Annotated in this window: 12 protein-coding genes and 1 riboswitch; of the genes, 3 read left to right on the top strand and 9 right to left on the bottom strand. The window is 71.7% G+C overall.

Annotated features, from left to right (window positions below):
* Positions 1-22: 22 nt before the first annotated feature.
* From BM085_RS14785 to BM085_RS14775, 3 genes are all read left to right on the top strand, one after another.
* A complete protein-coding gene (locus tag BM085_RS14785; RefSeq protein WP_093887561.1) occupies positions 23-427 on the top strand; it encodes a hypothetical protein in 405 nt (134 codons plus the stop codon).
* A 99-nt stretch (positions 428-526) separates the two neighbouring features.
* On the top strand, positions 527-1,321 hold the full coding sequence (locus BM085_RS14780; RefSeq protein WP_093887560.1) for a serine/threonine-protein kinase: 795 nt from the start codon (positions 527-529) through the stop codon (positions 1,319-1,321).
* 227 nt (positions 1,322-1,548) lie between these two features.
* The gene (locus BM085_RS14775) at positions 1,549-2,442 is read left to right on the top strand and encodes a serine/threonine-protein kinase (RefSeq protein ID WP_093887559.1); all 894 of its coding nucleotides are present in this window, start codon (positions 1,549-1,551) and stop codon (positions 2,440-2,442) included.
* Here the strand turns inward: BM085_RS14775 and BM085_RS14770 are convergent.
* The 9 genes from BM085_RS14770 to arc all read right to left on the bottom strand — a co-directional run bounded on the left by BM085_RS14770 (position 2,432) and on the right by arc (position 13,109).
* Positions 2,432-3,886: a cobyrinic acid a,c-diamide synthase CobB gene (locus BM085_RS14770; RefSeq protein ID WP_093887558.1), complete on the bottom strand. Its 1,455-nt coding sequence runs from the start codon at positions 3,884-3,886 to the stop codon at positions 2,432-2,434. The genes BM085_RS14775 and BM085_RS14770 overlap by 11 nt on opposite strands.
* On the bottom strand, positions 3,880-4,482 hold the full coding sequence (gene cobO / locus BM085_RS14765) for a cob(I)yrinic acid a,c-diamide adenosyltransferase (protein ID WP_031161511.1): 603 nt from the start codon (positions 4,480-4,482) through the stop codon (positions 3,880-3,882). Before cobO ends, BM085_RS14770 begins: the two co-directional genes overlap by 7 nt.
* A 33-nt stretch (positions 4,483-4,515) precedes the next feature.
* Positions 4,516-6,633 (bottom strand): putative cobaltochelatase, encoded by a 2,118-nt coding sequence (locus BM085_RS14760; RefSeq protein ID WP_093887557.1) that lies wholly within the window; start codon positions 6,631-6,633, stop codon positions 4,516-4,518.
* A complete protein-coding gene (locus BM085_RS14755; RefSeq protein ID WP_093887556.1) occupies positions 6,630-7,193 on the bottom strand; it encodes a histidine phosphatase family protein in 564 nt (187 codons plus the stop codon). The genes BM085_RS14760 and BM085_RS14755 overlap by 4 nt, the downstream gene beginning before the upstream one ends.
* Positions 7,190-7,927: a CbtA family protein gene (locus tag BM085_RS14750; RefSeq protein WP_093887555.1), complete on the bottom strand. Its 738-nt coding sequence runs from the start codon at positions 7,925-7,927 to the stop codon at positions 7,190-7,192. The genes BM085_RS14755 and BM085_RS14750 overlap by 4 nt, the downstream gene beginning before the upstream one ends.
* Positions 7,928-7,934: 7 nt before the next feature.
* Positions 7,935-8,129 carry a CbtB domain-containing protein gene (locus BM085_RS14745; RefSeq protein ID WP_031161517.1) on the bottom strand — a complete coding sequence of 65 codons (195 nt, stop codon included), beginning with the start codon at positions 8,127-8,129 and terminating at the stop codon, positions 7,935-7,937.
* Positions 8,130-8,159: 30 nt separating this feature from the next.
* Positions 8,160-8,278, bottom strand: a riboswitch (cobalamin riboswitch).
* Between the two features lie 132 nt (positions 8,279-8,410).
* Positions 8,411-9,925: a depupylase/deamidase Dop gene (dop, locus tag BM085_RS14740; protein ID WP_093887554.1), complete on the bottom strand. Its 1,515-nt coding sequence runs from the start codon at positions 9,923-9,925 to the stop codon at positions 8,411-8,413.
* An 86-nt stretch (positions 9,926-10,011) separates the two neighbouring features.
* A complete protein-coding gene (locus BM085_RS14735) occupies positions 10,012-11,166 on the bottom strand; it encodes an acyltransferase family protein (protein WP_093887553.1) in 1,155 nt (384 codons plus the stop codon).
* Positions 11,167-11,345: 179 nt separating this feature from the next.
* Positions 11,346-13,109, bottom strand: a complete 1,764-nt coding sequence (gene arc, locus BM085_RS14730) for a proteasome ATPase (protein WP_093887552.1) — start codon at positions 13,107-13,109, stop codon at positions 11,346-11,348.
* Positions 13,110-13,251: the final 142 nt, after the last annotated feature.

The raw sequence follows: 13,251 nt of genomic DNA, 5'->3' as shown, positions 1-13,251 counted from the left end.
ACTATCCAATGAAGGGACCCCCATGTCGCCGTCATCGCTGAGCACCGCCGGCGTGCTCCTGATCACCGTGCCCACCATCGCCTTCGGCGGGCTCTCCCTGCTCGCGCACATCATGCGCGACATCCCCGGCTACCTGGACAACCCGGTACGGCGGGGCCTGTGGCGGGCCGGGCACGCCCACGCGGGCATCCTGGTGCTCTTCGCGCTGGTCGCGATGGTCTACATCGACCAGGCCGACCTGTCCGGCGACCTGAAGACCCTGACCCGCGCCCTGATCGTGGCGGCGCCGATCCTCATGCCGATCGGCTTCTTCCTGTCGGTCGTGCGCCCCTCGGACACCAAGCCGAACAAGCTGATCTGGCTGGTGGCCCTCGGCGGCGTGTCGCTGGGCGCCGGGACGCTGACGCTGGGCATCGGCCTCATCTGACCGCCTTCACTATGTAGATTCGCATATTTCAGAGCTTTTCTGACACGCCCGGACCGTTCCAGTTAGGCCGAGGGGGTGCGAAACTGCGATCATTGACCGGTGAGCACCATCGTCGCCAGCCGGTACAAACTCGCCTCCCCCGTCGGCCGCGGAGCGACCGGCGTCGTCTGGCGTGCCTACGACCTGCTACTGGAGCGGGAAGTGGCGCTCAAGGAGATCGCCCTGCCTCCCGGCCCCGAGGCCGCCGAGCGGCGGCGGCGGGTGGTGCGCGAGGCCCGGATGGCGGCGCGGCTGAGCCACCGGGGCATCGTCACGGTGCACAACCTGGCCGAGGAGGCCGAACGGCTCTGGATCGTCATGGAGTTCCTGGAGGCCCTGACCCTGCACGACACGCTGGTGCAGGCGGGGCCGCTCCCGGCGGACCTGGTCGCCGCGATGGGACGCCGGCTGCTGGAGGCGCTGCGGCACGCGCACGACGGCGGGGTGATCCACCGCGACATCAAACCGGCCAACATCATGCTGACCGGGGACCGGGTGGTGCTGGCCGACTTCGGCTTCGCCGCACCGGAGGGGACGGCGAGCACCTCGATGCGGGGCACGCCGGCGTTCATCGCACCGGAGGCCCTGCACGGCCGGGGCGGCACCCGCGAGGCGGACATGTGGTCGTTCGGGGCGACCCTCTACATGGCGGTGGAGGGGCGGACCCCGTTCCGGACGGTCACCTCGATGGCCGCCCTGGTGGAGGCGTTGCGGGAGCCGGCGCGCGCGCCGCGCCGGGCGGGCCCCCTGGAGCCGATCCTGCGCGGGCTGCTGCGCAAGGACCCCAGGGCGCGGCTGAGCGCCGAGCAGACCTCGGCCATGCTGGCCGGTGTCCGCTGTTCCAGCGCGGCCTGATCCGGCGCGGCGGGGACGGCCCGATCCGGCCCGTCCCCGCCGCGCCGCGGACACGCCGGCGGCCCGTCCGATTGTTGTGCGGAGTTTAAGAAGTCAAATCAATACTTCACCACATCCGTGCTACTCAATCGTTATGCGCAATTACGTATCGCGGCGACATGGTGCACCGTTCCAGATGAAAATATGAATCAGCTGAGGGGCCCGGCTTCTACTTCAACGGGTGGTTCATGGGAACGGGAACGGGAAAGACGCGCCTGCTGGGCGGTCGTTATCAGCTGACTTCACCGATGGGCCGGGACGGCGTGGGCATCATGTGGCGCGCCCACGATTCACGGCTCCGCCGGAATGTGGCGATCAAGGAAATTCAGCCGTACTTCCGGGAGCACGGGGCGGACCTGGAGGAGGCGCGCCGCCGGGCGCTGCGCGAGGCGCGCTCGGCCGGGCGGCTGAGCCACCCGGCGGTGGTCTCCGTGCACGACCTGCTGGAGGAGGGCGGCCGGCTCTGGATCGTGATGGAGCTGCTGGAGGCCCTCACGCTGAAGGAGACGGTGCGGCACCTGGGTCATCTGCCGGTCCACTGGGCGGCCTGGATCGGCTTCCAGCTGCTGTCGGGGCTACGGCACGCGCACGGCGCCGGCGTGCTGCACCGGGACATCAACCCGGGCAACATCCTGCTGACCGGCGACCGGGTGGTGCTGTCGGATTTCGGCATCGCGGCGCTGAGCGGGGAGGCGAGCGCGTCGACGACCGTGCCGATCGGCTGCGCGCCCGCCTACACGGCGCCGGAACGGCTGCGGGGCAGGGCGGCCACCCCGGCGGCCGACCTGTGGTCGTTCGGGGCGTGCCTGTATTTCGCGGTGGAGGGGCGCTCGCCGTACCCCGAGTCCGACTCACTGGCGGTGCTGAGCACGGCGATGACCAGGAATCCGGATCCGCCGGCGAAGGCCGGGCCGCTCTGGACGGTCCTCGAAGGGCTGCTCCGGCGCGATCCGGCGGCCCGCATGCCCGCCGGCCAGGCGGCGCGTCTGCTGTCGGAGATCCTCCGGCTGGAGGGGGTCGCGGTGGCGCCGCCGCAGCTGCCGGCGGCGCGCTTCCCCGCCGCCGGGCCCTTCACCTCGTAGGCCGGCTCGTCCCCGGCGCGGGGGGCGCGGAACCGCGCACGGGGGTCGCGGGGACCCGGTGACACGCCCGCACGAACCGGGCGGCCAGCTGGGGGCTGCCGGCCCAGTGCAGGTGCAGGTAGGAGGCGACCACCCGGTCGTCGGCGAACCCGTCGGCGCCGCCCCGCCAGCGGAACAGGGGCCGCTCCGGCGCGGGCCGTACGGCGGTGCGGTGGAACTCGTGCCCGCGATACCGCTCGCCGTCCCTGGTCAGCGCCGAGTCCCGGACGGCCACCGCGTCCCGGTAGCCGAGGGTGAGCGAGCCGGTCATCCCGGCCTCCACGTCCAGGACCCCGCACATCGGCCGGCCGTCCAGCTCCCTGGCGAGATACAGCAGGCCCGCGCACTCGGCGGAGATCGGCCCGCCGAAGGCGGCGACCTCCCCGCGCAGCGGCTCGTTGGCGGACAGCTCGGCCGCGTGGACCTCGGGGAAGCCGCCGCCGACGACGATCCCCCGCGTCCCTTCGGGCAGGGCCTCGTCGGTGAGCGGGTCGAAGGCGACGACCTCCGCTCCGGCGGCCGTCAGCAGCTCGGCCTGCTCGGCGTAGCCGAAGGTGAACGCCTGACCGCCCGCGACCGCGATCCGCACCGGGGCCCCGGGGGGCCGGGCGCTCTCCGGGTCCGGCGCGGTCCGCGTGACCGCCGCGCCGGACCCGGCCGCCGCGGGGCCTGTGAGGGCCGTGGCCGGACCGGGCGTCCACGGGCGGGCGCGCAGCGGCGGGGCCGTGCGTGCGAGCCGTACCAGCTCCTCCAGGTCGCAGGAGTCCTCGACGAGGGCGGCGGCGGCGTCCATGGCCCGGGTGGCGCGCGTCCGGCGTTCGGCGGCGGGGACGAGGCCCAGGTGCCGGGAGGGGGTGGCGACGGCGTCGCTGCGGCGGATCGCGCCCAGCACCGGGACGCCGCTCTCGGCGAGGGCCTCGCGGCAGATGTCCTCGTGCCGGGCGGAGCCGATCCGATTGAGGATCACCCCGCCGAACCTGAGCCGGGTGTCGTAGGAGGCGAACCCGTGCACGAGCGCGGCCACCGACCGGCTCTGCTTCGCCGCGTCCACGACCAGGACCACGGGGGCGTCGAGCAGCCTGGCGACATGGGCGGTGGAGGCGAACTCGCTGGCGCCCGCCCCGTCGTACAGGCCCATCACCCCTTCGACCACGGCGAGGTCGGCCCCGGCCGCGCCGTGCAGGAACAGCGGCGCGAGGAGTTCCTCGCCCACCAGCCACGGGTCGAGGTTACGCCCGGGGCGGCCGGTGGCCATGGCGTGGTAGCCGGGATCGATGTAGTCGGGGCCCACCTTGTGCGGGGAGACCGCCATCCCCCGGCGGGTGAGGGCGGCCATCAGCCCGGTCGCCACGGTGGTCTTCCCGGCTCCCGAGGCCGGGGCGGCGACTACCAGGCGGGCTACCATTCGATGCCCTTCTGGCCTTTCTGCCCGGCGTCCATGGGGTGTTTGACCTTGCCCATCTCCGTCACCAGGTCGGCGGCGGCGAGCAGGCGGGGGTCGGCGTCGCGGCCGGTGACCACGACGTGCTGACCGCCCGGACGCCCGGCCAGGGTGCCGACCACCTCGTCGACGTCGATCCAGCCCCATTTCATCGGGTAGGTGAACTCGTCGAGCACGTACAGGCGGAAGGTCTCGGCGGCGAGGTCGCGTTTGATCTGCTCCCAGCCCTCACGGGCGTCGGCGGCGTGATCCTCCTCGCTGCCCGGCCGCTGGATCCAGGACCAGCCCTCCCCCATCTTGTGCCAGGAGACCGTTCCCCCCTCGCCGGAGTCTCCGAGCACCCGCAGGGCGCGTTCCTCGCCGATGCGCCACTTGGCGGACTTGACGAACTGGAACACCCCGATCGGCCAGCCCTGGTTCCAGGCGCGCAGGGCCAGGCCGAAGGCGGCGGTGGACTTGCCCTTGCCGGGCCCGGTGTGCACGATCAGCAGCGGCCGGGTGCGGCGCTGCCGGGTGGTCAGGCCGTCCTCGGGCACGCTGACCGGTCTGCCCTGAGGCATCGTCAATCACCTTTCGCTGTCATGCGGTCACTGTCATGCGGCGGCCCGCCGCTCACGGATCATCCCGGCGAGGTCGGCGAGGTCGTCGAGGCGCACGGTCTCGGCGCCCATCCGTTCCGCCAGGGAACGGGCCAGGCCGAGGCGGACGTGCCCGTTCTCGCAGTCCACCACCACGCCCGTCACCCCGGCCAGCAGCCCCGCGGCGCGGTGGGACTCCTCGACGGTGCCGGAGGTGGCCCGCCCGTCGGTGACGAGGACCACCAGCGGACGCCTGGCGGGGTCGCGCAGGCGCTCCACCCGCAGCACCTCGGCGGCCCGGAGCAGTCCCGCGGCGAGCGGGGTGCGGCCGCCGGTGGGCAGGTCGCGCAGCCGGGCCGCGCCCGCCTCGACGGAGGAGGTGGGCGGCAGGACCAGGTCGGCGCGGGTGCCGCGGAAGGTGACCAGCCCGACCTTGTCACGGCGCTGGTAGGCGTCGAGCAGCAGGCCCAGCACGGCCGCCTTGACGGCGCGCATGCGCTGCCGGGCCGCCATGGATCCGCTCGCGTCCACGACGAACAGCACCAGGTTGCCCTCGCGGCCCTCGCGGACGGCCTCTCTGAGGTCCTCGCGCCGCAGCAGCAGGCCGGGGCCGCTCCTGCCGCGGCCGAGCTGGTACGGCGCCGCGGCGCCGACGGTCGCCTTCAGGTGCAGGGAGGCGGGACGGCCCTCGGGGGTCCGGGCGCCGGTGGTCCGGCCCAGAGGGGTCCTGGCCCTCGACCTCCGCCCGGGGGCGCCGGCGCCGATCCCGGGGACGGTGAACAGCCTGGCCGGCCGCGCCGGATCCGCGTCGAAGGCCTGGTCGCGACGGGTGGCGCCGGCCTCCCGTGCCGGGTCCGCGGCCGGCCCGGCCCCGGGCGACGGGACGTCGGGCGACGGGGCGCCGGGGCCCGCGTGCGCGGCGCCTGTGTCCGCGGCGCCGGGGGGTGTGGGACGGGTCCCCTCCCCGCCGGAGCCGTCCCCGCCGGAACCGTCCCCTCCGGGGGCTTCACCGCCGGAGCCGTCCTCGGCACAACCGCCCCCGCCGGGACCGCCGGGGTCCGGGGCGTCGGGGTCCGGGTCGTCGTCGGGCTCGTCGGGGACCCGGCTGAGGAGGTCCTCCAGCTTGGACTCGTCCAGGCCGGGTGCGTCGAACGGGTCCCGGCGGCGGCGGTGCGGGAGGGCGAGCCTGGCCGCCTCGCGCACGTCGTCGGCGGTGACGGTGGTACGGCCCCGCCAGGCGGCGTGGGCGATCGCCGCGTTCGCGGTGACCAGGTCGGCGCGGAGGCCGTCCACCTCGAACGCCGCGCAGACCGTGGCGATCTGCCGGAGCGCGGAGTCCGGCAGGACCACGTTCGCCACCCGGGCCCGCGCCTCGGCGATGCGCGCCGCCAGTGCCCGCTCCCGCTCGGACCAGCGGGTGGCGAACCCCGCCGGCTCGGCGTCGAACGCCAGGCGCCGCCGTACCACCTCCGCCCGCTGGGACGGCTCCCGCGACGCCCGGACCTCCACGGTCAGCCCGAACCGGTCCAGGAGCTGCGGCCGCAGCTCCCCCTCCTCGGGGTTCATGGTGCCCACCAGCAGGAACCGGGCGGCGTGCCGTACCGACACCCCCTCGCGCTCGACGTAGCAGGTGCCGAGCGCGGCGGCGTCGAGCAGCAGGTCGACCAGGTGGTCGTGGAGCAGGTTGACCTCGTCGACGTACAGGACGCCCCGGTGCGCGGCCGCGAGGAGGCCGGGTTCGAAGGCCTTCACCCCCTCGGTGAGGGCGCGTTCGATGTCGAGCGAGCCGGCCAGGCGGTCCTCGGAGGCGCCGACGGGCAGCTCGACCAGGCGCGCGGGCCGGACGGCCCCGGTCCGGACCTCGTGCGGCCCGTCCGGGCACTCGGGGTCCGGCGCGGCGGGGTCGCACGAGAAGCGGCAGCCATCCACCACCTCGACGGCGGGCAGGAGCGCCGCCAGCGCCCGCACGATCGTGGACTTGGCGGTCCCCTTCTCGCCCCGGACCAGCACCCCGCCGACGCGGGGGGAGACGGCGTTGAGGATGAGCGCGAGTTTCAGGTCCTCCGATCCCACGATCGCGGTGAAGGGGTAGCGCGGGTCACGCACCTTCGAGATCTCCTTGGATGTCGTCATGCGGGATAGCTCAGCCGCCAGCGCCCGCTCCGCCCGGTGAGCGCGACGCGGGCCAGCGGCGCGACGTCGACACGCCAGAAGGCGGAGGCGGGTGCGCCGACGGCGTGGACGACCGCGGCGCGGATGAACGGAGGGTGGGTGACGGCGACGGTCCGGCCGGGAGCCCGGCGGGAGAGCCAGCCGGCCACCCGGTCGAGCAGGCCGGCGATCGACTCCCCCCCGTGGGGCGCGGCGGCGGGGTCGGTGAGCCAGGCGGTAAGGGACTCGGGTTCGCCGGCCTCGACCTCGTCCAGCGTCTTCCCGGCCCACCTGCCGTAGTCGCAGTCGGCCAGCAGCGGGTCGGGGTCGATCCGCAGGCCGAGCGCCGCGGCCGTCTGGGTGCAGCGCAGCTCGGCGGCGCAGGCCGCGGAGCCCTGGCCGAACCGCGCGGCCAGACCGGCGGCCTGGCGCAGGCCGCGTCCGTCGAGCGGTTCGTCGCCCGGGAACGCGGCCCGTGCCGTGGCCGAGGTCGAGGCGTGGCAGACCAGCAGCAGGCGGGTGACCCCCGAGGGGGCCGTCACACCGGGCTGCGCCTGCGCGCGGCGAAGGCGAACAGGGCGCCGACGCCGAGCCAGAAGACCGCCTGGGTGCCGATGGAGGCGATCCGGAAGTCCCACAGCAGGCCGGCGGGGAACCCCTGGGGCACCTCGTCGATCTCCGGCAGCAGGATCCAGGCCGCCGCCACCGGGAGGAGCACCGTGGCGCCCGTGGCCGTCCAGCGCAGCCAGGGCTCGCTCCGGGCGGCGTAGCGGTGGGTGGCGGCGCCCGCGGCGACGGCCAGGATCCCGATGACCACGGCTACCAGGTACAGCACGGTGCGCTGGTTGATCGTCTCGGGGTCGCCGACGGCGGGCGGGTTGGCGGGATATTTCAGGAAGGGGACGAGGACGATCGCGGTGAACGCGGCGGCCGCGAGAGTGATCGCGAGCACCGGCTCCGATCGGGGTCCGGCCCGCCCGCGCACGGCGGCGTAGGCGAGGGCGAACAGCCCGCCGACGGCCACGCCGTACAGGCCGAGGGCGAGGAAGAGCCCGAAGCGCTGGCCGTCCCTGCTGACCGGCGCCTCCCCCTCCCCGTGGGAGTGGCCGGCGGGTTCGGCCTCCTGGTGGGAGTGGGGTGCGGCGGCTGCGGCCGCCTCCTCCAGCGCGATGGCCTGGTCGATGCGCGGCTCGCCCACGGTGTAGGCGAAAACGGCCGCGAACAGCCCGGCGAGCAGTCCGGCGAGCATGCCCCGGACGATGAGTTTGGTGATCACGTGCGGCTCAGTGACACGGCACGCCGAGCAGATGACGCCCGTCGTGCATGAGTTCGTGCAGGTAGTCGCCGGCCTGCGAGATCGCTCCCTGGTCGAAGGCGACCAGGTAGGCGATGAGCAGCAGCACCGGTACGGCGAGCAGCCAGCGGGTGAGGGAGATCCATGGGATGGGCTGGGCGTGCGGAGCCGAGATCTGGCTCACGGCCACCTCCTTCGGGATTGACGCGTCCCTTTTCGTAGGTCGGTGGCGGCCGAGTGACCTGGCTCCCGAGCCCGAAGGGCCGGTTACAGTGGCGCGACCGCACCGGAATCTCACCGGATTTCCCTCGCACCGCCACAAAACACCCGGAACGTATCCCGGTTCCCTATCCCCCGTCAATCCGGACAGATCCCGGCGGAACACGCGATCCACGCGGCCGTCCCGGGAAGCACGGACAGCGGGGCGGCGGCCCTGACGGCCACCACCCCGCGGACTGACCGCCGCTACTCGCCGGTGAGCGCGTTCACCAGATCGGCGGCGGTACGGCAGCGGTCGAACAGCTCGCCCACGTGCGCCCTGGTACCGCGCAGCGGCTCCATGGTCGGGACGCGCTGCAGGGACTCGCGGCCGGGGATGTCGAAGATGACCGAGTCCCAGGAGGCGGCCGCGACCGACTCGCTGAACTGGCTCAGGCAACGGCCCCGGAAGTAGGCCCGCGTGTCGCTGGGCGGGGCCTCGACGGCCCGCAGGACCTCTTCCTCGGTGACCAGGCGCTGCATCCGGCCCCGGGCGACCAGCCGGTTGTACAGGCCGCGGTCGGGACGGATGTCGGAGTACTGGAGGTCGACGAGCTGCAGGCGCGGATGGGACCAGGGAAGGCCGTCGCGGGTGCGGTAGCCCTCCAGCAGCTCCAGCTTGGCCACCCAGTCAAGCTCCCTGGACAGCTGCATCGGGTCCTCGGCCAGGCGGGTCAGGACCGACTCCCAGCGGTCCAGGACGTCCTTGGTGAGCTCGTCCACGCCGTTGCCGCTGCGCTCCTCGGCATACTTGCGCGCCAGCTCCAGGTACTCCATCTGGAGCTGGACCGCCGTGAGCCTACGGCCGTCGCGCATCGCGATCTCGTATTTGAGCGTCGGGTCGTGGGAGACCGCGCGCAGCGCCTGGACAGGATTCTCCACGGCGAGGTCGCGGGTGAAGTAGCCGTCCTCGATCATGGCCAGGACCAGCGCGGTGGAGCCCAGCTTCAGGTAGGTCGAGATCTCCGACATGTTGGCGTCGCCGATGATGACGTGCAGGCGGCGGTACTTCTCCGGGTCGGCGTGCGGCTCGTCCCGGGTGTTGATGATCGGCCTCTTGAGCGTGGTCTCCAGGCCCACCTCGACCTCGAAGAAGTCGGCCCGCTGGCTGATCTGGAAGCCCTCGCCCCGGGAGTCCTGCCCGATGCCGACCTTTCCGGCGCCGGTGACGACCTGCCGGGAGACGAAGAAGGGCGTCAGGTGCCTGACGATGTCGGCGAACGGCGTGGCCCGCCGCATCAGGTAGTTCTCGTGGCAGCCGTAGGAGGCGCCCTTGTTGTCGGTGTTGTTCTTGTAGAGCTGGATCGGGGCGTTGGTGGGGATCGCCGAGGCGCGGACCGCGGCGTCGTGCATGACCCGCTCCCCCGCCTTGTCCCAGATCACCGCGGCCCGCGGGTTGGTGCACTCGGGAGTGGAGTATTCGGGATGGGCGTGGTCGACGTAGAGCCGAGCGCCGTTGGTGAGGATCACGTTGGCCAGGCCCAGGTCCTCGTCCGTGAGCTGGCTCTGGTCGGCCACCTCCCTGGACAGGTCGAAGCCCCGGGCGTCGCGGAGCGGGTTCTCCTCCTCGAAGTCCCATCGTGCCCGCCGCGCCCTGGCCGCCGAGGCGGCCAGGTAGGCGTTGACGACTTGAGAGGAGGTCACCATCGCGTTGGCCCCCGGCTGTCCGGGCACGGAGATGCCGTACTCCGTCTCGATGCCCATCACCCGCCGTACCGTCATGCGCACCCTCTGTTCATCCAGGACTGCCTTCTCCGCCGTATATATCCCCGACCCTAGACCCTTCACTATGCCCGGTGGTCGGACAGTTATGGCACCGAGGCCTTTTCGCCCGTCGCGAAGGGCTCCCAGGGTGGCGGGGAGGGCGGCGCGGGCGGCGGTACGGCCCGCCGCCGGCGCCTGGCCTTGACGAATTCCTGAACGGGCCGTTCGGCCACCCGGTACACCAGGTAGGAGAAGGCCATCGCGGCCAGCGTGGTGACCACGGCGGTCAGCCAGGGCGGCAGCGTGTCCCGCAGGGCGGGGATGATCACCACGGCGGCCGTGGTGTGGAAGAGGTAGAGCGGGTAGGTCAGGGCGCCCAGGGTGACCAGGCCGCGCCAGCGCAGCCGGCTCAGCCAGCCGAGCGCCACCATCGCCATGAGGACGTAGAAGAAGATCACGGTGGCGGCGACCGCCCATTCGGGCACGGGCATCGCGGCGTAGCCGACCTTCTCGATCCGCCCGGCGACCCGGTCGATCGCCGAGTTGACCGCCAGGCCGGCGCTGATCCCGGCCAGGCACCACAGGATCAGCCTGGGCCCGTGCCTGGTCATCAGGTAGAAGGCCATGCCGCCGACGAAGTACGCCGCGTACTTGGGCATCACCACGAGGTCGACCCACTTGTCCTCGCTGCCCGCGAAGAACCCGGCGGCCAGCAGCCAGACGCCCATGAAGACCAGGCAGCGGTTGAGCGTCACCCCGACGAGCACCAGGACCGAGATCAGCAGGTAGAAGCGGAGCTCGACCCAGAGCGACCAGTAGACGCCGTTGGCGTCGTAGACGCCGAAGGCCCGCTGGAGCATCGTGAGGTTGACCCCGTACTCCCCGGCGCTGAGCTTGGGGTCCAGGGCGGTGGCGGCGGTCAGGCCGTAGACCGCGGCCGTCACCCCGACGCTGACCCAGTAGGCGGGGAAGAGCCGCACCAGCCGGGACAGGGCGAACGCGCCCAGCCCCCGGCCCCAGACGCTCATCAGGATGACGAATCCGCTGATCATGAAGAACAGCTCGACACCCAGGATGCCGAGGCCGGACAGCGTGGAGATCGCGGGGAACAGCTTGGACGGGCGATCACCCCACACCGAGGCGAAGGCGATGAAGTAGTGGAAGGCGAGCACCGCCATGGCGGCGACGAAACGGAGGAGGTCGAGTTCCGCGAGGCGGCCGCTCCCCCGAGCCGCTCCGCGAGACCCCGCGCCGGTCACCTGACGACCAGGCCGAAATGTTCACGCACGCCACTTGGACGGCATTTTGATCAATTGGGTTCCATGTGACGTCACTTCACTTCTGTGACGGGCGGGAACCAGGGGGCCGGGTCCGGAGAACGACGACGGCGCGGCCCCCGGCAGGGGGACCGCGCCATCGCGCGCGTTGCCAGGTGTTACTAGAGGTATTGGCCGGTGTTGGCCACCGTGTCGATGGATCGGCCGGCCTCGGTGCCCTGCTTGCCCGTCACGAGGGTGCGGATGTAGACGATCCGCTCGCCCTTCTTGCCGGAGATGCGGGCCCAGTCGTCGGGGTTGGTGGTGTTGGGCAGGTCCTCGTTCTCGGAGAACTCGTCCACGCAGGCCGCCAGCAGATGCTGGATCCGCAGGCCCTTCTGCCCGGACTCCAGGAACTGCTTGATCGCCATCTTCTTGCTGCGGTCGACGATGTTCTGGATCATGGCGCCGGAGTTGAAGTCCTTGAAGTACAGGACCTCCTTGTCGCCGTTGGCGTAGGTCACCTCGAGGAAGCGGTTCTCCTCGCTCTCGGTGTACATCCGCTCGACCACCCGCTGGATCATGCCCGAGATGGTGCCCCCGCGGCTTCCGCCGTGCTCGGCGAGGTCCTCGGGATGGAGGGGGAGGTCTTCGATGAGGTATTTCGAGAAGATGTCCTTGGCCGCCTCGGCGTCCGGCCGCTCGATCTTGATCTTGACGTCCAGGCGGCCGGGCCGCAGGATCGCCGGGTCGATCATGTCCTCGCGGTTGGAGGCGCCGATCACGATCACGTTCTCCAGGCCCTCGACGCCGTCGATCTCCGACAGGAGCTGGGGAACGATGGTGTTCTCGACGTCGGAGGAGACGCCCGAGCCTCGGGTCCGGAAGATCGAGTCCATCTCGTCGAAGAACACGATCACCGGGGTGCCCTCGGAGGCCTTCTCACGGGCCCGCTGGAAGACCAGGCGGATGTGCCGCTCGGTCTCGCCGACGTACTTGTTGAGAAGCTCGGGACCCTTGATGTTGAGGAAGAAACTCTTACCGGACTGGCCGGTCTTCTCCGCGACCTGCTTGGCCAGGGAGTTGGCGACGGCCTTCGCGATCAGGGTCTTGCCGCAGCCGGGCGGGCCGTACAGCAGCACACCCTTCGGCGGACGGAGCTTGTGCTCGCGGAAGAGGTCGGCGTGCAGGTAGGGAAGCTCGATCGCGTCCCGGATCTGCTCGATCTGCCGCATGAGCCCGCCGATCTCCTCGTAGGAGATGTCGGGCACCTCCTCCAGCACGAGCTCTTCGACCTCGGACTTGGGAATGCGCTCGTAGACGTAGCCCGAGCGCGGCTCCAGCAGCAGCGAGTCGCCCGCCCGGATCGGCTGGCCGACCAACGACTCGGCGAGCTTCACCACCCGCTCCTCGTCGGCGTGCGAGATCACCAGCGCGCGCCGGCCGTCCTCAAGGAGCTCCTTGAGCATCACGATCTCGCCGAGCTCCTCGAACCCGAGGGCCTCCACCACGTTGAGCGCCTCGTTGAGCATGACCTCCTGGCCACGCTTCAGCGAGTCGACGTCCACCGCTGGACTGACGTTCACTCGAAGTTTGCGGCCACCGGTGAAGACCTCCACCGTGCCGTCTTCCCTGCTTTCGAGGAACACGCCGAATCCGGATGGCGGCTGCGCCAGCCGGTCGACTTCCTCCTTCAGCGCGACGATCTGGTCTCTGGCCTCCTTGAGGGTGGCCACCAGACGCTCGTTCTGGCCCGTGACGGCCACCAGATTCGCCTGCACTTCATGGAGACGCTCTTCGAGGACCCTGGCCTGCCGGGGAGACTCCGTCAACTTCCGACGTAGCGCGGTGAGCTCCTCCTGCAGGAAGGAGACCTGTGTTGTGAGGTCAGCGACCTCCCGTTCGCGCTGCGCGGCTCGAGCCTCAGCGTCGTCGCGAGCTGCCACGGCGTCACCTCCTTCCCAGTCGAGACCGACTACTCAAAACCCTACCCATCTGGGGGCTGTCCCTTACCTGGCCGAGCAGTGTTCGTATGACTACATTAAGTTGGCAGTGATTAATCCCTTATGGTGCGTTTAGTCCTGGGAG

This window comes from Streptosporangium canum, assembly GCF_900113865.1.
Classification (GTDB): Bacteria; Actinomycetota; Actinomycetes; order Streptosporangiales; family Streptosporangiaceae; genus Streptosporangium; species Streptosporangium canum.
This window is presented reverse-complemented; position numbering and strand designations above follow the sequence as displayed.